Here is a 21,253-nt window from a genome sequence, read left to right as displayed (position 1 = left end):
AAAGTACATAAAAAAATCTTTATATGATTGATAAAGGCCGATTTTCTAGTAGTATAGAAAATCAGCCTTAGTTTTTTATGTAATTAAAAACCGCACTTATTAGTGGTACGGTTCACCGCAATGTAACTAAATGATGTTTCATTTTTAAGCATTTATAAGGTGCAAACGCTTTACTTAATTACCCACTTTTTTAAAATAATCATAAACTTTTTTTAATTTTTTTATTTGGCTGCCCTTTGAACTTTCCATATTACCAAATTCAAAGAACTTCACTTTCTTAATACCTACAAAATTAAATAAAGCTCTTTTCAACAAAACTTTATGCGCGTTATTCAACCAGAGAAACGGATAGTATGTGGGGCCCTTCATAGTAGATACACATACAACGGACTTCCCCCTCAAAAGCCCTTCTGGGAAAAGCCCTCTCTTATCCTTATACGCAAAATCAGAAGCAAATAATTGGTCTATGTATCCCATAAGCATTGCCGGAGGTCTTCCCCACCAAATTGGGTAAATAAAAACAATTTTGTCCGCCCATTTAATTTGTTCTCTATACTTTTCAAGATAAGGATCTGTATGCATATCCCGTCTTCGTTTTTGTTCATTAAAGACAAGGACCGGATTAAAATCCTCCTCATATAAATCTACGACTTGTAACCCCGTAATAGTAGGATTTTCATTACTCCCTTTAATTATTTGCTGTAAAAATGCATAATTTAAGCTTTTATGATTTGGATAAGTGTAAACAACTAACGTTTTCATAACGCACCCCTTTACTTATCATTTGATAAGTAAATATTAACACTCCCTGTTTTTAGTTGTCAAATGATAATTGTATTATGACAATATTTTTGTTATCTTGTCAGTAAGAGGTGAGAGAAATGGACAAAAAAGCTCTTTTTACTAAACTTGTGTCATTTACAACTTCCGTTCATCGTGTGACACAGGAATTATCACAAAACGCCAAGACGGATTCAATCACACCCGTTCAATATAATATTCTTGAATACGTAACAGTCAGTCAGTCTGTAACACCAAGTGAGATTAGCGATTGTCAGCATATGTCTATGCCTAATACCAGTCGTGAACTCCGAAAGCTAATCGAAAAAGGTTTAATCGAAAAAGTAAATGATACCGAGGATCGACGTAAGCACTATATACGTCTTTCGAACGAGGGAGAAGCCATGATGAAAGAAGCCTTTGCAACTATAGAATCTCGTTTCCAAGCTCGAATACAAAATGCCTCGAAAGAAGATTTAGAGGAAATAGACCGTGCATTAGATGTTCTTCAGACAAAATTATTTTATTAACGGCAATAAAGTACAGAATAAATGCCCCACCAAATGAATGTTGATTAGTTATTACAAATCAACTTTTAATTAATGGAGCATCATTTACTTATAACACTGGTTCACCGTGACGAATCAAAATTAAGATCAGGCCACGTAACTGTATATTTCTCCGTTAAACGAAACAAGTCGTACGATACCCTTTTGGTTCGCACGACTTATTAGTAGTTTTTTTATGCCTTTCCTTCTGGCAAATGCATCTCATTCTATATCATAGATTCTCATTACATCTCATACTCCCAATAATAAATCCTTCATTTTTCATAGACTTAAATTGGAGGTCTACTATCTTACCAGTTAAAACCATGCCTACTATTATTCTGTAATCCCCCCTACATATGCACCCATTCGTACCACAAAATTATTAACATGTTTATGTAACAATATAGTACCCTTTTCTAAATACTTCAGTCTTTGTATACAAATCAATAAACCGATTACTTCACCTTTCACATATAAATACAAGTTACTACAATTACGAACAATTGAATAAAAATACCATTTAATCGTTCGTAATTGTGTTGACACAATGATTTTTTTATGAGAAAATCCAGTAGAAAATACGAATAACACGAACGTTTTAAGAGGCAATAGAAAGAAGTTAGTTAGAGGTATCATTCCACCTCTCTTCTTCCCTTTATTGCTAATAACCTAAAATCACTATTTTAAATAACAAAAACTTAGGAGGAAGAAATGAATATAAAATCACGACTTAGGATTATGGTCTTTCTACAGTTTTTCATTTGGGGATGTTGGCTTGTTACACTTGGCTCTTATATGATCAATACTTTGCATTTTACTGGTGTACAAGTTGGAATCGTTTATAGCTCAAAGGGACTTGCGGCAGTTATCATGCCAAGCCTCATAGGGATTATTGCCGATCGTTGGATAAAAGCAAATCGATTATATGCAATTTGCCACTTCCTTGGAGCCATTTCCTTATTTATAGCTGCACAAACTTCAGACCCTACGATTATGTTTTGGGCAATGCTCTTTAACGCAATGGTTTATATGCCATCGTTGGCTTTAACTAATACAATTTCTTATTTCTCCCTAGAAAAAGCAGGGCTCGATACAGTGAAGGACTTCCCGCCTGTTCGTGTTTTTGGAACAATCGGCTTTATTCTTGCGATCTGGACCATTAGCCTCGGGCAATTTGAATTAAGCAACGTCCAGTTATACATTGCTGCTGGAGCTTCTCTCTTACTTACCCTGTATTCATTTACACTTCCTGACTGTCCAACATCCAATTCTAAAGTGGACAAGTCGTTAGTCAGTCTCTTGGGACTCGATGCTTTCGTACTATTTAAACAAAAGAAAATGGCTGTATTTTTCCTTTTTGCAATGTTATTAGGTGCTGCACTACAGATTACAAATACATTTGGTAATCCATTTTTACATGACTTTGCGCTGAACCCTGACTATACAGATAGCATTGTTGTTAAATATCCAGCATTCTTATCATCAATCGCTCAGTTTTCAGAAGTATTATTCATTCTTGCGATTCCATTTTTCTTACGTAAATTTGGGATAAAGAAAGTCATGTTGATCAGTATGTCGGCATGGACATTACGTTTTGTTTTCTTCGCTTACGGTGACCCATCCAGTATTGGGATGATCTTTTTACTATTATCAATGATTGTGTATGGTTGTGCATTTGACTTCTTTAATATTTCTGGAGCTATTTTTGTGGAAAAAGAAGTAGATAGTCGAATTCGTGCAAGCGCACAAGGCTTATTCATGACAATGGTCAACGGAATCGGCGCCTACGCAGGTGCTCTTATTAGCGGGAGAGTAGTGGATTATTTCACTATAGACGGTATAAAAGACTGGCAAACGATCTGGTTAATTTTCGGAGCCTATACATTCCTTCTCGCAATTATTTTTGCGATAACCTTTAAATATAAACAAGAGACTGATGTAAAAAGAGTGTAAATGTAAACACTCATCCTATCACGAAAAAATTCATTTATGATGACAAAGAAGAAATGAGCAAAAAGGCGATACCTAAGATACTTTTAGGTATTGCCTTTTTATTAACCTCATTTATTTATGATACGGCTCACCGAAACTACTATTAACCTGTATTACTTCTTTTCTTTCGTCCGTCTATCTCGATTGTTAAATGATAAAACAAACACCTTATTGAACTACCCACAATACCTTCTCCTTACTCTTCCAATTGACACACTTCGATTAACTACACTTATTTCCCCATTACACACGTCTGCGACGTTAGTGGGTATCTGGAACGAATATTGCCAGGTAGACTTCTCTGGCAATAAAAGTAACGCTGATGGCCGATGAACCACGTGCGAATTTGACGGCACAAAGAGTGGATGCGGCGATGCTAGAAATCATCGCTTCAGGGGTATTTAAAGTGGATGATGCGCCACTTGCAGCCATCTTAGGTACTCGAATCGTCGAGCGAGATGGAACAACGGATAAATCTTATACAAGAAATCGGTTTTCAGATATTCGTATCATTCTATCTTTTGCATCGGCTCGAAACAATACTTGTGGCGATACACGATGTGCCGCTGTCGTTGAAAATGAAATAAAACCGCATAGTACGCCAGCATAGGAAAAGAGCAATCGGAATGATCCGATTGCTCTTTTTTGTCTCCACTGCTGCGCAGTTTGGTCCTACTGTGCAACAAAAAAAGCCAACCAAAAGTTGACCTGTCTTGTTAAACTCAAGCACCCGTTAAATAATTATTACCCAATAATCGGTAGTGGTTTTTTCGATAATAAATCATCAGCAAGCATCTTATGGGCAGTATATATATTCTCTGGTAGCTCTTCAAGTGAATAAAATTTATTCTCTATGGACTCATCGTTACATTCAACTAACTCCCCACTGTATCGTTTACAAATAAATGTGACGTGAACCAGAGATACTTGGTCTCCATTAGAAAATGTCTTGTCATATTGAGGACCAGAATAAATCCCGAATAACTCAAGCTCGTCCAATTTAAGTCCTGTCTCTTCGTAGACTTCTCTCCTGGCTGTATCCTGAACGTTTTCACCCAATTCCATAAATCCACCCGGAAATCCCCATTGACCATTATCAGATCGTTTTTGCATGAGCACTCGATTTTTTTTATCAAGTATAAATGCACCCGCAACAACCATAATGACCTTCTCGTTACCGACCATGGACCTTAAATGTTGTATGTAATCCATTTAAACACTCCTCTCGTTTCAGCAAAATATATCAAACTAGTATAGCCCCTTGTTTAACAATCCCGCTCCGTTAGTTGAATAACTATTTATTATCACAGTACCATAATAACCCATTCACGAGACATTAATAAACTCAAAAAGGTGCTTGCTGCTACACATAATCGTCCAGATGCAACATAGGAAAAAGACAATATCAACTACTGGCTTTGTCAATGAAAAAAGAGCCACCAAAATAAATTGATGACTCACTTTTTCAATTAAGTTATTTCAGATAAATCTCCAGAAGTATAATTCATCTGTTTCTTTATACATTGCCGCCCCTGATTTTTCTAATACCCTATGCGATGGAATATTATCTTTTTCAGTATCAGCGATAACGTACTTAACATCGGACTGATCTAATAACCAGTTTTTCATATTACTAATAGTTTCCGTCATATAGCCGTTTCCTTGATATTCAGTAAGAGTATAATAACCTATTATTACTTCACCATTTTCATTTGGAAGACCTTTTAACATTATTCCTCCAACACTACTGTTTTTATCTTTCTCCACAATTAACCAATTGGTATACCATATATAATTTTTCTCATCAACTAGCAACTTCGAAAGTCTTATCTCCAGAGCTTGTTTGAGTTCTAGATCAAGGAACCTATCTGTTTCAATTAAAGATAAACTTTGTTCCATTTTCTTTGGATTATTAATTAGCGAATCTAGATTTTCTGCACTCAGTGGGATTAATCTTAATCTTTCTGTATTTAATTCAATCATTAGTACACTCCTATCATAATTTTGTACGTCATTTTAAATAGACAAAAACAAATTTAAGAATAGGTATATGTTATTGGCAGCTTCTCCCGTTACATTTAATCCAAAATAAAGGAGGCAAAAAAATTGCACGCCATTATTAAATGGTCACTAAATTTTAACACTCCAAAAATCTTCTGTATATCCTTTTAGCAATCAAATAAAAATATCATTCTGACTTTTCGCGCTAAACAACTAACCTGTCCGTTAGCGGAATAGGAAAGATGCACAGTTTAGTACTAATTTGAAGCAAGTATCTTCTAGAAACTGGTCTGTATTAAATCACTTGATAATTACACTTCTAATCCACCGAAAATTTTTCTTACTTGCGCTTCTTTTTCATTCATATTCAAGTATTCGAAAAATCCAAGACGATTTCCCCAAGGATCACAAAAAGTTCCCCATTTAACAGGGACTTCTTCTCTTGAGAATATTTCAAAAGGTTCTATATTTAGTTCTTTCACAATTCTATTTCGTTCTTTTTCAATATCCATCACACCTAAACGAATGGGACCACTACCGTCAGTAGGTACACCTTCTGCAACTTGTAACCAACATCCTGTAATGAGTTCCCATTCTGCAAAGCCTTCATGCGGAATTGAATCTGGTTTTTTATTCAACAATGTTTCGTACCACTTCTGTCCCTCACTTATTTCTGCCACTCTCACTTGAATAGTCATTTCGTATATCAATAGATTTCCTCCTCAAAATTTATACTCCACTCATTTCCACATATTAGAGTTAAATCCTTTCAATTAGGTGGAAGAATTGCACATAACGGTCCTCATGCGAATTTAAAAAGCCAACAATTAGTACGTTGACTTTAGTAATCCTGATTAATCAAAAGCACCTGATAATTTGAATAAGAATTTCAGTTACCTCCTTTTTATAATGAATTATTTTTTAATATAGACGGCATAATTCTCAGGATTTTAAAACCTAATTTACTACCTAAATTAATTGAAGCATTATTATCAACATCACAATCCCAACGTGGTTGAATATTTTCGGATAGGCAATAATCTATAAATTGTTCAGCGACAATACTTGCTAACCCTTTTCCTCTATAACTCGAGTCGGTTATTATATCCACCTCGGCATAATTTTTGGATTTAAAAATTGAAACTCCTTCGCTAATAACCTTCTCTTTATCCTTCACACAAAAACCAATCCCATTTTCAAGAAAATCGCCAATAGAACCCCAATATTCCTCGTAGTAATTTTTATCAAATTCCAGACAATGTTCAATTAAAGATTGATTAATTCTTGTTACATCATACTCATTAATATCACTTCTTTTTCTATTTTTATATGTCATTAAATCAAAAGAAAAATTGTAACGTTGTATTTTTCTTACTTTCTTATCAAAGTGTTTTTCAATTGCTTGATTCCAAGTAAGGTCTGCAGAAAATAATGTAAATCTCTTCCCTTGATTTACTTATTCCACATATTTTCTAACTAAGTGGTCAAGAAATAGACCATCAGATGATTGCCCTACAACATAATACAATCCTGAATCAGTTTTAATAAGCAATGATTTATAATGAGTGGAATCTGCATATACAGTTCCTTTAATAAAATTATCTAATACACTAAATACAAATGTTGGCGCTTCTTTAATCTCCTCCTTTATTATACTAAAATGCTCTTTTGATACTATGATCATTTCGTTATCCCTCCCAAAACAACAATTCGACAATATAAGGGAATTTCCTGCATAAAAAATAACGCTAGCTTATGCTGCGTTTTCGATTTCGGACTTATATGGTTCTGGCACTTCGTCAACAGTGATTCGGTTCATTTCAATCAGAAAAGATACCCTCGTAACTTCGCTTGATTAACCATTATTCAGCACCTCCATGCAATACTACTTCACATAGGTCGGCTACACTGTTTTTAGTTCCTCATTGCTAACTTTTAATTGTTCATTTTCTTCACGCAACCGTTCTAGCTCAGTGGCATCTTCATAAGTTTCTTGGCTCCATTGGTCCCCTAACCATAACCCAAAAACCGGTTAGTATTTCGAAAACAGGACGCTCAAATTTCGTAGCTACAGTAAGGCATAATCCATTTAAAATAAGCACTTCTAAAAAAACTTCACAAATCATGTATCCTTTCCCCCTCTTTCTCTCTATCTAAAGGGTGAAGGGAGGTGATTCACATGGCAGCAATCGAATTCAAAAACGCAGTCGGAAAAGTGTACTTTGACGGTGGACAAACAGAAGAAGGCAAACTCATCCGCAAATCGAAGACATACCGCAATATCGTAAAAAATGCAGAGGCGGATAGCTTGTACTCGGCGTTGGAACAACTTGCACAGTTATCGGAGTTTCCATTTATCGGGGCAGAAGTCGTAGAAACATCAAGCGTCAACAACTAATCAAAGAGGCGGTGGGCTCCTGATCTAGGCATCCACCGCCTATACAAAAAAGGAGGAATAACAAATGGCAAAGACATTACAACTGATTTTTACTACGGCAACCGGCAAAAAAGTAACGCTGACGGCGGATGAACCACGTGCGGATCTGACAGCACAAAGTGTAGAGGCAGCGATGCAGGAAATCATCGCTTCAGGGGTATTTGAAGTGGATGGTGCACCACTAGCAGCAATCGCGGGCACCCGCATTGTCGAACGAAACGTCACTGAACTTGTTAACGCATAACACAATGAAATGACCGGTTCACTAGTTTTCGGACTGATGAACCGGTTTTCTATGTTCCAAAAAAGAGGAGTTTTTCGAGATGAAACAATGGATGAATCTCATATAGAAAATCGGCTTTCCGATATTCGTATCATTTTATCTTTTATACCGGAATGTCTAAAGATAGTCCAAAGGTCAATTACAGGAGGTATTGAATATGGCACAAACTTTTTTTCCCAGGGTCTATACGATGGTACCTGCAAGCTCTCCTCATCCCCCTAATACGGAATATAAAGTATCGATTGGTTATGAACTATGGGATAACACTATTAATACAGTGATGAAGGTTCAAATGGTCTATGATGGTGTTATTGCTGGAAGAAGAAATCCATCTTACCCACTACATTCAGATGATTATTACAGAGTGAATGATGCAATTCAAAAACTTCACGCTGAAGATACCGATGCATGAGTGGGTGTTCGGTAATAATAATCTCTCATTCAATAAAAATTTTACTGTGAAAAGAGGCCTATCTAAAAAGGTCTCTTTTATTTTTATCTTCAACCCAAAAACCAAGCCCGCTGTTAAAAAGGGTTCTGAAACAAATCGAAATTATTTTACGCTGGTACCTTAGACGAAATCGCAAACGGCTAACACAATGAAACAACCGGTTCACCAGTTTGCAAGTTGGTGAACCGATTGATTGGTTTTAATTCCTGTACTTGTCGACTTTCCTAATCGGAACGAAATCGAATAACGCTTTAAAATGAGAGGAGCGTGCCCTTACAATCAGACCTCACTGCTATACCCATCACTACTTTTACTGGCTCTCCATTTCCGACCATCTCTTCGATGCACGGGTTGTATATAGTGGTAAAACACCACGGGAAGCCCCGAGCCTTTAACGCTTTCTACGTAAGTCGGATCAACATAGGTAATGTCACCTTTAGCAAACAAACCTTTAACGCATTCGTCAACGACTGTAATTGTTCCATTATCTTTTCCACGCAGATGTTCGATTAATGCTGGCGTATCTTTATTGTCCCCTAATATCGTATAAGCTTTCATCACAACAATATCCCCTTTTCCATTAGTAATATCCCCTGTACATGTTCAAAATAGCACTAGTTCGAATCACGACTTCTAATTGTTAGTTAAATCAGAATCTTCACCACACACCTATAGTATCATAAACCCAGAACATTGTTAAGACTATTTAATCATAATAATATAAAAATATAGTCATTTTGATATAAAACACACCAAATCCGAAGACTATTCAGCACAATTCCAATTCCACCTTGCGTTTTTATCATTCTCATTAAATAACTTTCAGCTTTTTTAAGGATTATGCATCCTCTCCCACTCCTCTACTCTATCTAAAGGATGAAGGGCGGTGATTGACATGGCAGCAATCGAATTCAAAAACGCAGTCGGAAAAGTGTACTTTGCCGTTGGGCAAACGGAGGAAGGCAAACTCATCCGCAAATCGAAGACATACCGCAATATCATGAAAAATGCAGAGGTGGAGATTACGGAAACATCAAACGCTAGCAACTAATCAGAAAAACGCTTGGCTCCTGATACAGGTGCCAAGCGCTTAATCAAAAAGGAGGAATACGAAATGGCGAAGACATTGCAAATGAGTTTTAGTAAGGCAGCAGGCAAAAAAGTGACACTCACGGTAGATGAACCCCGGTCAGAATTGACGGCGCAAAGTGTCGAGGCGGCAATGCAGGAAACCGTCACTTCAGGGGTGTTTGAAATGGATGGTGCTCCGCTGGAAATGGCGATTGGGGCTCGAGTCGTGAAACGTAATGTGACTGAACTTGTAAACCGATAATATGGTGGAATGGCCGGTTCACCAGTTTTAGGACTGGAACGATCGGTTTTTGGTTGTTAAGGGGACTGATTGTATACATGAAAATATAAAGTGCAATTACCGGTTTTCATGTGTGTATCTTTGGTGTGAATACCCAAAGACCATGAAAGTCATGTGGAAATAGAACCCTTTACTATGTAGTTTACAGCGGCTTTAAACAAGACTTGTGGGGGATATAGGGTGTGCTTTTTATCGTTGAAAATGGAGGGGAAATCAAAAAAATACCTGGTTCTAAACAGTTCCGATTTGTTTTTAGAATCAGTTACCCTACGTGATATGAAGTTCGTGTTCTACATAAAAAAGGTTTGACGCCCGCTCCCTATAGTTTCTGTACAGACAAGACAGCTTCATGTTAAACTAACTACTCCTTCTAGAATACATCCTCCAAACTCACCTTATAGACATTTTCAAATTTTGAAAATAGAATTCTAAACAACCAGCTTTATACTTTTTCTGTATTTCCGTTTCTATTTCTTTTATCCCAAAGGCGAATTTACTAAAAGTTAAATTCTACAAGTGTATTAAATAATTTAGAGTCAAAATCAATTGCTGTCGGAGGTTGGTTTATTCGTATAAAACTAAGTGCAATTTTCCCATTAACAATATTTTCATTTCTCGGCGTCTGGTCTAAAACAATATAGCTATTAGAAATGTAAGAAGGCTGTCCCCTCATACCAAAAACATTAGCGCCTATGTTATTTATCTCTATTTTCGATCCGAAAATATCTTTCCTTATTAAATTAACAATGTCGGCAGAAGTTCTATGGATGTATGTACAATTAATCATCCTAAAAAGACCTTGTGTAAAATAATCTGGTATTTCTCTCCAAGTCATATTTTCAAAATGGCACTCTTTAAATTCTTGAACATCTCTCAATAAATGTAAGTATGAATTTTTGAATTTGACTCCTTCTACAACAGGTTTGTAGTTATTATTCGCACCATAATCACCACTCGAAAGGCTAATGTCACAATCGTCTATTGTAAGGTTATTAACCATAAATTTGTTTTCTTCCCCAGCCATGCTATCAAATAATACCCCCTTAAAATCCGGCGCTCTCAACTTTTTAAATGAAGTTGACGCTAGCTTCGTATCATCTTTGTAAATTCTTGCCAAGTTTGACAATGCAGGACTTTCCATACCGCTGATTTCACAATTATTATATTTACCTTTAAAATTAAAGCGGTTAATGATAAATCTGCAATTATCAAATTCAGTAAATTTACTAGCATAGCCAACATTCATATTGGGGTTTGTGTATTCAATTTCCAACTTAGTGTTAATGAACATAGGGTTATCTAAGGTGCTATCAACCATAATTCTTCCTTTTAATTCGCAGTTTTCAACTTTGAAGTTTGGGCAAAGCCCACTAGCTACGATTGAAGACTTATCACAATTAATAACGGAATTTCTTATTTCAAACTTATTGATTTTTTTCGTTCTAGAATTGGGCTCTAAATCTATGCCACTACTCGGTGCAACTCCCATCACTCCATCAGCATCACCAATTGTATGAATGTAACAATTATCAAGATAAACCTCATTCGCACATAGAATAGATAAACCCTGCCTTCTACTTCTGTGTAATTCACAGTTGATTAATTTTACTACCCCAATGCCATCCGACCATATCCCATCCCCATTGTCAATATAATCAATAATGAATATACTATCACCTGACATATCGTAAATTTCTAGATTTTCTAATGTGACCGTGGACCGATCAGTACTTATTCCATAGCCAAATTCATGCGTAGGATATGTTTGATTTGAATAATCATGAAGCATTCTATCGCCTTGTACCTTCCCGTTTTTAATAACGATATTGTCCTTTTTAAGAATATCAATTACACGATAGTGTGTGAAGCCGTTGGGTTGTAATTGAATCTTTGAACCGTTTAAATCAATTATCATATTACTATATGGTATGTTTATGATGGTTTCCCCAGTTACCTTTGCGGAAACTTTATAAATATATTTAGGGGGGAATTTAACGTTCAATCCTCGCAGACCTGCATACATCAAAGCATCATTAATAATCTGTTTATCATTAACCCCGTCTGGTTTAGGGATCAGATACGCATATTCCTCTACTTGGGTATTCAGAATATCCACAGATACCTGTTCCGCAATCCCATTAACAGACAATACAACTCCCGAACCCAGTTCCCCTTTATCACCTTTTAGCCCTTGTGGACCTTGTTCACCTTGTAGACCTTGTTCACCTTGTGGACCTTGCGGCCCAGTTGCCCCTATTGGACCCCGCTCACCTTGTAGACCAACTCTGCTTTTTTCTTCCTTTGCTGTATCTTTTGCAGCTTCAATATCCAGTATCTCTTCCCCAAGTGTAATTTCAATTAGACTCCGTTCAGCCTTTAACAGGACGTAATCCGCCGCTAAATCTCTAACAACGTTATAACTAAAAGGCAAAGACGATATACGCCCATTCTCATGATACATTTGCACAGATGCAAGGACAGTCCCGATGACTGCCAACTCTGATGTACCAAGTTTAAAGCAGATTTCATTGTAGCCGCTCAGTACGCCTTCTTCCGATAACACAGAAGTACCGTCGGGACGAAGATTTGTAAGCGTATACGTGCCATCGGATGATAACTGTTCATTTTTCCCGTTCCTTTGTATTTTAACGATAAACGAAATACCACTGTCATTTTGTGTGACATTAATTGCGTCTCCTGGATTCATCCGTCGCGTATCGGCTACAATGCGGATTGGTTCCATATTTGAACTCCTTTCTTTCATGTCGCGAATAACGGTCCTTTTGCGCAAGAATCTAATTTCTCCACACCCCCTCATATTCTTACTATATTCTTCGATGCCTCTTTAATTGATACATTAACAAACCCTCGTTCCCGGTATTACCATTAAAAACATAAACCCCCACCATTTGAGTGATACCTTTACAGGTATTTGAAAAATAACGATTATTAAACTATATAGGCAGGATAGTAGGCGATTCATCACATGGCAGCAATAGAATATAAAAATGCGGTCGAAGTAGTTTATTATAATGGTGGTCAGTCCATGGACTGCAAACTCATTCCCAAACCAAATCAAATAAAACCACGACATTGTGAAAAACGTGAGGACAGACAGCTTTACGCAATGCTGGAGGTAATTAGCGCAGTTATCGAAAGTTTCTCCCCTCCATATCAGGGTGATTACAGCCAATGAAATGTACCACCCCTGCCATGTTTTGTACCACCGAATGACATAGATTGTACCAGTGAATGACAAGTAGTTTACCATTGCGACATTTCAACGATTTTCTCCTTGTGTAGTAGACGTGAATACAGGCTACATAAGGGTTGAGGGAGGCAACCGATTCTTAGGCTCACAACTTTACACCGAGTTTCGGGCATGATAGCCTTGGCGGGACAAACCAGCATGTGTTGCTGGTTTCATGGCTTGGGACTCATGCCCGTGGTGGCTCGGTGTCAAGTTGTTAACCAGCGCATATCGCTTTGTAATCATGCTTATTAATAAACGTCCACTCCCCAGTTAGTATGCAGTTCAGCGTTATGGTACACGAAGTGACATTGCGTGGTAAATCTCTTGGCATGCAGTGGTAATAAAGATGTCGCAAGTGGTACATTCTCGTGACTGTAATCACAGGGCAAATATTATAGAGGTAGCTATAGATACGAGACGTGCTAGCCTGAGCCTATATGCCAGATACCTTTATCATAATTTATTCAAAGTACATAAGGCTTTTAGAGTTTTAAAAAAAAAACACTCTATACGAGTGCTTTAATTTCTTTTATTTTCATTGCATGATAATCAATTTCCATCCTAATTTGCGTTTTCGTCTTGTCACATAAACAATCTTTAATAAGAATGCGATTATACCGATATCTTAAGGAATGCCAAAATAAGGTCACTTTTTTAGACATTTTCAAATTACCACCTCTAGTTGATTATCGTACAGAGGTCCATTACGGCAGCTGGCAGGCGTTGTCAATAACAGTAGCCCCTATAGCTTTGCGTCACTATTTTTCAATAGTTTTGCCCTCATACGTGTTGTCTAATCAGTATAACGCAAATACAAATTACATTCTACACAGAAGCTTGGTAACACTTAACAAAGTAAAAAGCCCCAGATTCTACATCAAATAGAATTTTTCTAGTCAAAAAAGACCCCTGTACTTTATTACCTGTCACAGGACAACCAATAAAGTACAGGGATCTTTACACAAGATAAACCCAAAATATTCATTTATTCTTTTATGAGTAGGCGACCAAATTACATCGTCGCTTGCAATTGAATATCCAGCAGGTTACCAAATACGCCATCCTTCTCTTGCGCCAGCTGATGATAGTCACCCGCTTGAATGATTTCTCCTTGGTCCATAACCAATACTTGGTCCGCATTTCGAATGGTGGATAGGCGGTGGGCTATTACGATAATGGTCATCGTTCCTTTTAAGCGTTCGATAGCTTCTTGTATCTTCGCCTCGTTCTCTACGTCCAACGCACTTGTCGCTTCATCTAAAACAAGAATAGCAGGTTTTCGTAAGATGGCTCTGGCCAATACAAGACGCTGCCTTTCTCCGCCCGATAGCCGAATTCCACGGTCGCCTATTCGTGTATCCAAACCTTGTGGTAGCTTGCGAACAAAGTCAGCAGCCGCGGCAAACTCCAACGCTTCCCATATCGTTTCCTCGTTTGCATTCTGATCGATGATCATTAAATTTTCCCGAATCGTTGCGTTAAATAGAAATGGATCCTGCGGGATATAACTAATCGATTTCCTCAATGCGACCAAGTTATCCTGAGTAAGTAGTTCATGGTCAACAGTGACCACTCCCTGATCCGTTTGATTTAAGCCCATTAATAAATCGATTAAGGTACTTTTCCCAGCTCCAGATCCCCCTACTACAGCGGTCATCCGGTTAGCAGGAATATGTACATTAATATTTTTCAAGGCATACGTATCCACATTTTGATCGTACTTAAAGTACACACCGTGACAATGCAAACCGCGTTGAATAGCCATCGGTTTTACATTTTTCAAATCTCTCTCTCGCAACTCATTTGCTTCGACACATTCATTTTGTAAATCTAATAATGCTTTCAGAGATGGAATCGTGGCGCCTAGTTGCTCCAAATTAGATTGAATACCTGAAATCCTTGGCCATAACCTAGTAAAAAGAATCATAATCAACATAAGTTGCGCCGGCTGAGCCGCAAACATCTTGATTGAAAAGAATACAAAAGTGGCAATGAGTAAGGCAGAGACCATTTTGAAGATCATTTGTGAGGTTGTATTGACAATCGTTAACTTTATCCTATTTTGTTCTATCCTTTTAGTTAAAGAGAAAAACTTACTTATATGAGATTCCTCTAACGAATTACTTTTGATGTCCTTCATCCCATTAAAGTGGTCCGTGATATCCGCCAGGTAGGTTTGAGTTAACTCTAACGATTCTTTTCCTATCGATTGAGACGTTCTAATAAATTTTTTGGAAAAAAGGATAAGGATGAGTCCAAAAAACAAAATAAAACTCGTCATTTTAACGGATAAATAAAATGCAATCGCGATTTGAATGAACGTAAAAACAATCGAGGATAAAAACTGTAGAAATAAGTAAATACCAGCATTCACATTAAACATTTCATTTGTCATGATATTAATAATATCGGATTTCCTTTTTTTAAGATAAAATCCCCATTTAGCTTGGAGCAAACTCCGATACGTGTCTTCTCTTAATTCTCGAATGAAACCTTGTTGGATTTTCGCCCCCAAGATGGTTTGATTACGCTTTAAAAAACTTTGCCCTACCATTAATAGTACGTAAATGCCTAAAATGATAATAAGACTAATCGTTTCGGGAATTCCTAAAAACAAGTCAGTCATCCAGCTTAAAAAAGAAAGTTCTTCTGTGCTGATATCCATAATACCTGTTAATCCAATCAGCGGGAGTATTAAGAAAACCCCCACACTTTCTAATAAGCCGATTAACATCATACAAATAAGATTAATATAAAGAATTTTCCCGGAATAGTTATGTATTTGTTTTGTAAAATGCAAAAGATGCTTCAAGATTAGATCCTCCAATCATAGGCCTTGATTTCATATATTTCTTATCGTAAGGCAACAAAGCCTATCTGACATGCCTGATGAGGTGGAACCCTATTACTCAGGGGTAAGGTATGGAAGGTAAGTGATATAGGGGCAGGAATAGTATTTGCACGAAAAAATTCGGCATGGGAGCGAAAAGGAATGGTTATATCGCACGAGATATTATCCAACCTTTTCCCCTTCCGGATCAGCCCCGTTCGTTTCTTTGGCAAATTTAGCAACAACCGTAAATCTGTCCATTACCTCGGCACCTGATATATAAAAAGGGCCGCTACGTAACCATGCGTGTGCAATCATTTCTCCCTTTTCATCTTTCGCGGTTCCGAGATAAAGGGTACTGTCAATATTTCTTTTTTCAAGCATTTTCATACCAGCCAATGCCTTGACAAGGCATTGGCTCTCCCAAAAAGTATAGCGACTCATCAAATGAATGGCTTTTGATACACGCGCTAGCTCCCCTTTGTTCGATGGGATAGAAGAATTCGATGTCTCTTTCATGTGTTCACCGAGGGAAGGAGCTACTTTCGAAAATGAAATGCTCTTCAAATAACGTCCTCTCGCTAATTGAAAGTAGGCCTCCATAAGTAGCAATTTGGTTTTCATATCTAATCTTACAAACGTACGAACGCTCTTTAATAGGTTCATTTTTTCCTCCCTAGAGAAAGTCACGAATGGTCTAGTTTTTGTTAACCAAATCTTCATCGAGTAACTGCGTCAAAAAGGCAATCACGTGTTCTTCACACTCCGCTTGCTCAACGTCATAGCGCGATTGTAATGTGGTAACCAACTTTTCAATGGAAGTAGGCTCTTCTAGAAGTTCCCAAATCTCTCCACCTATTTCTCCAAGATTGTAATACTTTCCACTTTGAATGCTTAACATCACTTTTTCGCCATCCATATCACTTACGATATTTCCTGACTGCTGACTAAACAAAGCATTCTTTACGTCAATTTGATGAGTAGTCATATTTATTCTCCTCCTTCTCTATGGTTGTTAGTAGTAGATCTACTAACTCATTAGCCGTGAAACGTGCTTCGGGTCTACTGATTTGATGTATATGTATTTTATTCATCATTTTAGACGACAACTCAAAATGCCACTCCAATAAATCAGACCTTTGTAAAATGAAGTTGCGATAGGTATGGGTGTACAATGTATTAAACCGCTGCATCTTTTCAATAGGTTGAATGCAAATTTCCAGATGATCCCCTTTGACTAACTCAAATATCCCGGCAAGCGGTAGTGGTTCGGTAGCAAATTGTGATTCAACAGGAATGGCGAATTTTGTATCCCTTACAAAGAGCGGTTGATAATCAGTCGATTCCATTCCGAAATGATCTAAGCTTTCCAACCATAATTTCTGTTGTGGGTAAGCTGGCGTTACAATTGGCACGTTCGCATGATTCAAGGTTACCGGTATCACGTCATCACTCAGCAGGTGATAGCCCTTTTTTAAAAAAGCGGTAGCAAGGGTAGATTTCCCTGCACCAGAATCACCTACAAAGGCGTATGCCTTTCCATCTATAGCGATTGCACTCCCATGTAAAGGAAGGATTTTTCTTTGTAGTAAGATGGCGCCCATACAGGTCCCAAGCATATAAAGACGAATTTCATCTTCATCGGCCCCGTTCATTGGGGAGACAAGGATTTTACGTCCGTGTTGAATCAAAAAAATCGCTGATTCAGGCACACGAAACAAAAGCCAGTCTTTTTTAATAACAAAATGTTTTGCGGAACCCGTATATTGGGCCCATACTAGGGAGAGATCAGCATATTCAATCACCACATCAGTTCCATTCCCCACTCCACTAAGTTGGGATAATTCCGGTAAAAAAATTTCACTAGAAATCGTTAAGCCAAACGCTTTATAAACAGTGTTTTTTTTTATAAGCATATAACTATCCCTTCCGTTCCCTGCTATTTCTACAAAGTACACCTTCGTATAACAAAAAAGGCAAGTCTTTTTTTACGAATGAAGGTAATACATAAAATGTCGTCTACTAATTAGGTAAAGCCCCCTATTATCTATAAGATAAATAGGGGCTTAGACCTTAATCACCTACAGGATTCCATATGTATGAAATCCAAACAGATTTGGATTGATGGAGATAATGAAAAAACAATCCTTTTCGCTTAACTTTTTTGACCTGGATCGAAAGGATCCCCTTCATTATGAGCACTGTCAAAGCGACCGCCTTTTGGTCCAAGCATTGTTTCATGCACATCAAGCACTTCTAGTTCAGGTGTTGTCCATTCCTTCTTCATACGTATCACCTCCCTTCAATCAAACCTTTTTAAGAACCGATAAACAATTAAAGCCTGCATTAAAAATCTATAGTCAGGATTGGTGTCATCTTCGACCACTGGTTGTTGTTCAAGCTTGACTAAGGCTGCTTGTAGAGCTTGGGCATCTATATATTTTTGGATTCTTGAATCCGTGCGTAACTGCTGGACTTCCTCCCTAAATGCCCCCCAATTGGGAATCATTCGATGCACCCAATCAGCCCCTTGGACACCTCGAATACGCTGATTTAATCGAACCTGATCCGGTAAATAATTTTCGGTCGCTCTCCGAATCAGGGCACGATCTACGCCATTTTGTACATATTGACTTTCAGGTAGCGATAAACAGAATTGTACGACACGTAGGTCATTGGTTGGATCTCGTTTCCATAAGCCGTACCGTAAAGAAAGTTTTGAAGCAAGAGTTCCACTAGTATTCAATTGAAAGACATCTTCAAAGTGTTTTATTCTCTCTGTAAAAATATCCGCTTTAGCATACCAACCTGTGGGATCAATCCCATACTTTTCAAATGTCGGATACACACCCATCTTTTCGGCAAAACCAGGATTAATGAGATCTGGAGCTTTATAGGGTGGATCCCCTGGAAATAGTCGATCAATAAGTGGGAATCCCTTTCTCGAAATCATCTTCAAGTAGCGTAACCTAGAGCCGCCCACATTATTACGAAAGGCAAGTAATTCCTGATGAAGTTGAATCCATTTGAACCTTTTTAAAAGTACGGAGTAATAATCTAAAGCAGATCCCCAAGAAACCGTAAAATTCCCACGATCGCCATTCAGTAATACCCCCACATCTGCTTCCTGTGCTTTTTCAAATATCCCTTTCATCCAGAAAGCGTTCGGAAAAAACTTATATGGCTGTTCAAAAATGTCAAGAAGGTCATCGATTTCGGAATAGGGATCTTTCCCTTTAAAATCACAGTAATGATCAGTAATCCCCCCAACATAATCTACTGTCAATTTAACGTAAGGACTTTCATTAGCCATTTGGTATTTAGGTGTAAAGTCTTCAAAATCAGCAGAAGGTATATAGCTAAAGGTATGCAATGGTTTGTTTACCCTTTGAAGTTCTTTTGCGGCAAAGCCAACAACTGCCCCTGAGTCTAAGCCTCCACTTAACTGAGATCCAATGTTTCGATCTGTCCTTAAGCGAGATTTTACAGCTTCTTGGAAGACATGTTGAAAAGCTTCGACATATTCCTCGTTTGACTTCAACTTAAGTGTCTCGCCCTTCGTTACATACGCATAACGATTAAGTGAAACTTTATTTTTCTCTATCAAAATACTGTGGGACGGAGGTACTTGTTCAATATGTTTATAGGGCGTTATAGAGGAATTGACCCCATCAGCCGCTCCAGCTACCGCTAGATATTCCGCCAGCCACTGTTCATTTAGTTTTTTTTCTATAAACGGCAGTGATAATAGTGGTTCTATTATCGTACAAAATGCAAACTTCGCATGGCTTTTATGATAATACAGGGTTCTACTACCCGAGAAATCTCTAGCCCCAAAAAGCCTTTGTTGTTTCTGATCCCAAATCATAAAGGCAAAATCGCCCACTAAAAACTTCGGAGTATCTTCCGCCCATTTATAATAAGCACGTAAAATGAGTTCACTGTCCGTGATGTACTTTTGATGCTCTGGTTCAATTTGTAACCTCTCAAATAATTCTTTTCGATTATCAATAATCGCATCTGAAGTAATAGCACATTGCCTTTCGTAATCGTAAAACGGAAGTTGTTCTCCAATAGATTCAGGAGTAATCCATTTTGCGTGGCATCCGAGAAAAATAGAATCTAAGTGCCATGTTTGAACCGCGTCGGTGGGATACTTTTGTAAAGCCTTCATCACATCATGGCCATACTGGACATTTATTGGTTCTCCATCCAGATAAAAAATGCCAGCTATCGCACTCATATTCTTCCTCCTAATCCAAGAAATTATAAAAAGTGTTCGTATGTATTTTTTTCAGCTATTATTCCTGCAACCCGAGTATGTAGATTAGTGTACTGATCAGAAAAAATTCCCCATTTCACCTTGATGATTCATCATATTGATCATCCCTCAAAAAGGGATTTTTGTTATCCACAGAAATTTCAGCATTAAAAAAACACCGTCAATCAGTACATTAAAATAATGGATACCTTTTCATCGTTTTGTCATTAGGGAAGTATGTCCTATTTTCATTTCATGATAGACTGTCCGTCCTATATGAAACTGTTTTGCCATTTGTTCTTGGTTAACATTTTCAACTTTTCGATATTCTTTAATTTTGTTAGCCAACAATTTTAGTACCTCTCCATATAACTCCCTTTTCGCACCCTACTTATTACTTATCATATCTTTTTTTTCTTTTCAGGTCAACAAAATCTAGTTCTTTTTTCATATACTTTTTTCGCCATAAAACGACATACTGCTTTCACGTAGTCCATTTGTAGTGTGTGTGTTCATGGCAATTAACCTATGTACATAATGGCAGTACGTTTATTTGTTTATTCCTCATTAACAATAAATATGCACCGCTCATTGGCGCTTGACATGGAGCCTCTGCGAGCATAGTGTCTGACGAAGGGCGAAAGATTAACAACCCTCTCTTTCGCCAGGCGTAAAGCCTACTACGCTCGCCACTCCATGTAAAGCGATTGTATACAAATAATATACTGCCGAAACGTACATTATTAAATTTCCATAAACATTCAACTTTAACTTTAACTTGATAAGAGTAGGTGATAGAAATCAAAGCTTATATTCATATAGCGGAGGTATTCGAAATGGCATGGGAGAATCCATCTTTGCAAACAGGTTGGAGTGTGACGGGGACAATCGTTAATTTTTCATCAGACATAAGAACAGCACCTCCTATGATTGATACGCTAATCGTACCAAGGAGATGCTGCATTTAGATATGCGTTGTTTGATTGGAGGCTTACCTTCCAACAGTTTGCCAGACCCCCAGTAAAACTAAAAATAGCGCCCC

General features: G+C 37.6%; 23 protein-coding genes, 1 pseudogene and 1 riboswitch. Of the genes and pseudogenes, 10 read left to right on the top strand and 14 right to left on the bottom strand.

The window, feature by feature from the left end; translation table 11 throughout:
* Nucleotides 1-174 precede the first annotated feature (174 nt).
* Nucleotides 175-762, bottom strand: a complete 588-nt coding sequence (locus tag ACIQ0H_RS08720) for an NAD(P)H-dependent oxidoreductase (RefSeq protein WP_403413382.1) — start codon at nt 760-762, stop codon at nt 175-177.
* Nucleotides 763-881: 119 nt separating this feature from the next.
* On the opposite strand from ACIQ0H_RS08720, the gene ACIQ0H_RS08715 reads away from it, so the two are divergent.
* The 3 genes from ACIQ0H_RS08715 (at nt 882) to ACIQ0H_RS08705 (ending at nt 3,933) form a co-directional block, all read left to right on the top strand.
* Complete coding sequence (locus ACIQ0H_RS08715) at nt 882-1,310, top strand: MarR family winged helix-turn-helix transcriptional regulator (RefSeq protein ID WP_403413380.1); 429 nt, start codon at nt 882-884, stop codon at nt 1,308-1,310.
* 732 nt (nt 1,311-2,042) lie between these two features.
* A complete protein-coding gene (locus ACIQ0H_RS08710) occupies nt 2,043-3,284 on the top strand; it encodes a nucleoside permease (protein WP_403413378.1) in 1,242 nt (413 codons plus the stop codon).
* Nucleotides 3,285-3,645: 361 nt separating this feature from the next.
* Entirely contained in the window at nt 3,646-3,933 is a 288-nt protein-coding gene (locus ACIQ0H_RS08705) for a DUF2922 domain-containing protein (protein WP_403413376.1), read from the top strand.
* A 134-nt stretch (nt 3,934-4,067) separates the two neighbouring features.
* On the opposite strand, the gene ACIQ0H_RS08700 is transcribed toward ACIQ0H_RS08705, so the two are convergent.
* The 5 genes and pseudogenes from ACIQ0H_RS08700 to ACIQ0H_RS08680 all read right to left on the bottom strand — a co-directional run bounded on the left by ACIQ0H_RS08700 (nt 4,068) and on the right by ACIQ0H_RS08680 (nt 7,008).
* Nucleotides 4,068-4,535 carry an NUDIX hydrolase gene (locus tag ACIQ0H_RS08700; RefSeq protein ID WP_403413374.1) on the bottom strand — a complete coding sequence of 156 codons (468 nt, stop codon included), beginning with the start codon at nt 4,533-4,535 and terminating at the stop codon, nt 4,068-4,070.
* Between the two features lie 267 nt (nt 4,536-4,802).
* The gene (locus tag ACIQ0H_RS08695) at nt 4,803-5,306 is read right to left on the bottom strand and encodes a GNAT family N-acetyltransferase (protein WP_403413372.1); all 504 of its coding nucleotides are present in this window, start codon (nt 5,304-5,306) and stop codon (nt 4,803-4,805) included.
* Between the two features lie 329 nt (nt 5,307-5,635).
* Nucleotides 5,636-6,034: a VOC family protein gene (locus ACIQ0H_RS08690; protein ID WP_403413370.1), complete on the bottom strand. Its 399-nt coding sequence runs from the start codon at nt 6,032-6,034 to the stop codon at nt 5,636-5,638.
* Between the two features lie 194 nt (nt 6,035-6,228).
* A pseudogene (locus tag ACIQ0H_RS08685) lies at nt 6,229-6,762 on the bottom strand (GNAT family N-acetyltransferase); the annotation flags it as partial.
* A gap of 18 nt (nt 6,763-6,780) precedes the next feature.
* Entirely contained in the window at nt 6,781-7,008 is a 228-nt protein-coding gene (locus ACIQ0H_RS08680) for a hypothetical protein (protein ID WP_403413368.1), read from the bottom strand.
* Between the two features lie 495 nt (nt 7,009-7,503).
* Here ACIQ0H_RS08680 and ACIQ0H_RS08675 point away from each other — a divergent pair, with 495 nt between their 5' ends.
* The 3 genes from ACIQ0H_RS08675 to ACIQ0H_RS08665 all read left to right on the top strand — a co-directional run bounded on the left by ACIQ0H_RS08675 (nt 7,504) and on the right by ACIQ0H_RS08665 (nt 8,456).
* Nucleotides 7,504-7,722 carry a DUF1659 domain-containing protein gene (locus tag ACIQ0H_RS08675; protein ID WP_403413366.1) on the top strand — a complete coding sequence of 73 codons (219 nt, stop codon included), beginning with the start codon at nt 7,504-7,506 and terminating at the stop codon, nt 7,720-7,722.
* A gap of 64 nt (nt 7,723-7,786) precedes the next feature.
* The gene (locus ACIQ0H_RS08670; protein WP_403413364.1) at nt 7,787-8,005 is read left to right on the top strand and encodes a DUF2922 domain-containing protein; all 219 of its coding nucleotides are present in this window, start codon (nt 7,787-7,789) and stop codon (nt 8,003-8,005) included.
* A gap of 196 nt (nt 8,006-8,201) precedes the next feature.
* Nucleotides 8,202-8,456, top strand: a complete 255-nt coding sequence (locus ACIQ0H_RS08665) for a hypothetical protein (protein WP_403413362.1) — start codon at nt 8,202-8,204, stop codon at nt 8,454-8,456.
* A 318-nt stretch (nt 8,457-8,774) separates the two neighbouring features.
* On the opposite strand, the gene ACIQ0H_RS08660 is transcribed toward ACIQ0H_RS08665, so the two are convergent.
* Entirely contained in the window at nt 8,775-9,056 is a 282-nt protein-coding gene (locus tag ACIQ0H_RS08660; RefSeq protein WP_403413361.1) for a hypothetical protein, read from the bottom strand.
* A gap of 334 nt (nt 9,057-9,390) precedes the next feature.
* Here ACIQ0H_RS08660 and ACIQ0H_RS08655 point away from each other — a divergent pair, with 334 nt between their 5' ends.
* Together ACIQ0H_RS08655 and ACIQ0H_RS08650 are read left to right on the top strand one after the other, a co-directional pair.
* Complete coding sequence (locus tag ACIQ0H_RS08655; protein ID WP_403413359.1) at nt 9,391-9,546, top strand: DUF1659 domain-containing protein; 156 nt, start codon at nt 9,391-9,393, stop codon at nt 9,544-9,546.
* A gap of 63 nt (nt 9,547-9,609) precedes the next feature.
* Nucleotides 9,610-9,828, top strand: coding sequence for a DUF2922 domain-containing protein (locus ACIQ0H_RS08650; RefSeq protein WP_403413357.1), 219 nt, complete (start codon nt 9,610-9,612; stop codon nt 9,826-9,828).
* Nucleotides 9,829-10,363: 535 nt separating this feature from the next.
* Here the strand turns inward: ACIQ0H_RS08650 and ACIQ0H_RS08645 are convergent.
* Nucleotides 10,364-12,610, bottom strand: a complete 2,247-nt coding sequence (locus ACIQ0H_RS08645; RefSeq protein WP_403413355.1) for a right-handed parallel beta-helix repeat-containing protein — start codon at nt 12,608-12,610, stop codon at nt 10,364-10,366.
* A gap of 243 nt (nt 12,611-12,853) precedes the next feature.
* On the opposite strand from ACIQ0H_RS08645, the gene ACIQ0H_RS08640 reads away from it, so the two are divergent.
* Nucleotides 12,854-13,063: a hypothetical protein gene (locus tag ACIQ0H_RS08640; protein WP_403413354.1), complete on the top strand. Its 210-nt coding sequence runs from the start codon at nt 12,854-12,856 to the stop codon at nt 13,061-13,063.
* Nucleotides 13,064-13,825: 762 nt separating this feature from the next.
* Nucleotides 13,826-13,909, bottom strand: a riboswitch (cyclic di-GMP riboswitch).
* A gap of 223 nt (nt 13,910-14,132) precedes the next feature.
* On the opposite strand, the gene ACIQ0H_RS08635 is transcribed toward ACIQ0H_RS08640, so the two are convergent.
* The 6 genes from ACIQ0H_RS08635 to ACIQ0H_RS08610 form a co-directional block, all read right to left on the bottom strand.
* Nucleotides 14,133-15,932: an ABC transporter ATP-binding protein gene (locus tag ACIQ0H_RS08635; protein WP_403413353.1), complete on the bottom strand. Its 1,800-nt coding sequence runs from the start codon at nt 15,930-15,932 to the stop codon at nt 14,133-14,135.
* Between the two features lie 201 nt (nt 15,933-16,133).
* Nucleotides 16,134-16,616: a lasso peptide biosynthesis B2 protein gene (locus tag ACIQ0H_RS08630; protein ID WP_403413351.1), complete on the bottom strand. Its 483-nt coding sequence runs from the start codon at nt 16,614-16,616 to the stop codon at nt 16,134-16,136.
* A 31-nt stretch (nt 16,617-16,647) separates the two neighbouring features.
* Nucleotides 16,648-16,938 (bottom strand): lasso peptide biosynthesis PqqD family chaperone, encoded by a 291-nt coding sequence (locus ACIQ0H_RS08625; protein WP_403413350.1) that lies wholly within the window; start codon nt 16,936-16,938, stop codon nt 16,648-16,650.
* The gene (locus ACIQ0H_RS08620; protein ID WP_403413469.1) at nt 16,919-17,866 is read right to left on the bottom strand and encodes an aldolase; all 948 of its coding nucleotides are present in this window, start codon (nt 17,864-17,866) and stop codon (nt 16,919-16,921) included. Before ACIQ0H_RS08620 ends, ACIQ0H_RS08625 begins: the two co-directional genes overlap by 20 nt.
* Before the next feature lie 239 nt (nt 17,867-18,105).
* Nucleotides 18,106-18,237 (bottom strand): paeninodin family lasso peptide, encoded by a 132-nt coding sequence (locus tag ACIQ0H_RS08615; RefSeq protein WP_403413348.1) that lies wholly within the window; start codon nt 18,235-18,237, stop codon nt 18,106-18,108.
* A gap of 15 nt (nt 18,238-18,252) precedes the next feature.
* Nucleotides 18,253-20,193 carry an asparagine synthase-related protein gene (locus tag ACIQ0H_RS08610; protein ID WP_403413346.1) on the bottom strand — a complete coding sequence of 647 codons (1,941 nt, stop codon included), beginning with the start codon at nt 20,191-20,193 and terminating at the stop codon, nt 18,253-18,255.
* Between the two features lie 854 nt (nt 20,194-21,047).
* Here ACIQ0H_RS08610 and ACIQ0H_RS08605 point away from each other — a divergent pair.
* Nucleotides 21,048-21,179, top strand: a complete 132-nt coding sequence (locus tag ACIQ0H_RS08605) for a hypothetical protein (protein WP_403413344.1) — start codon at nt 21,048-21,050, stop codon at nt 21,177-21,179.
* Nucleotides 21,180-21,253: the final 74 nt, after the last annotated feature.

The organism is Sporosarcina sp. NPDC096371 (assembly GCF_044762865.1).
GTDB lineage: Bacteria > Bacillota > Bacilli > Bacillales_A > Planococcaceae > Sporosarcina.
Note: the sequence above shows the minus strand (reverse complement) of the source record. Positions and strands in the feature narration are given on the sequence as shown.